This is a genomic window from Pseudomonas sp. F220, from assembly GCF_057813935.1.
Window position 1 is genome coordinate 1 of the sequence record NZ_JBVASJ010000148.1, and the last position, 417, is coordinate 417.

At 47.2% G+C, this 417-nt stretch carries 1 protein-coding gene; it reads left to right on the forward strand.

Going from position 1 to position 417, the window contains the following annotated elements; translation table 11 throughout:
• Positions 1-295: 295 nt before the first annotated feature.
• Positions 296-417: PAAR domain-containing protein (locus ACZYSM_RS29400; RefSeq protein ID WP_489077206.1), on the forward strand; the 122-nt coding region annotated here is incomplete at its 3' end.

The following is a 417-nucleotide window of genomic DNA, read 5'->3' on the forward strand; positions in this document are numbered from 1 at the left end:
AAGTAAAGTCGGTGATTTCCGAAAAGGCTTACCTGTATCGATCACCGTTATTGTCCGATAAAACTGCTTCGTATCTGATACGGGGTGACGTTGTGTCCGTGCTCTCAAATACAAATAACTCCTTCGTGAAGTTCCGCTATACACAAAAAAACGGAGTAGTGATTGAAAAGTGGATTCGGTGTGAAGATGTTGATTCTTGTGGACCCAAGTAGCGAATGTCTCTTTTTATGTGTTGTGGTCAACAGAGCGTGTCGCTGCGCAGGGGAATTGGCCGTTATTTGAGTAGAGACAAGTCATGAAAGGCATCATTCGTATTGGCGACAAAACCACTAGCGGTGGCACCGTTTTAACAGGCTCCACGGTCATGATTTTCAAAGGCATTGGTGCCGCTCGCCAGGGTGACCCGGTGAGCTGCCC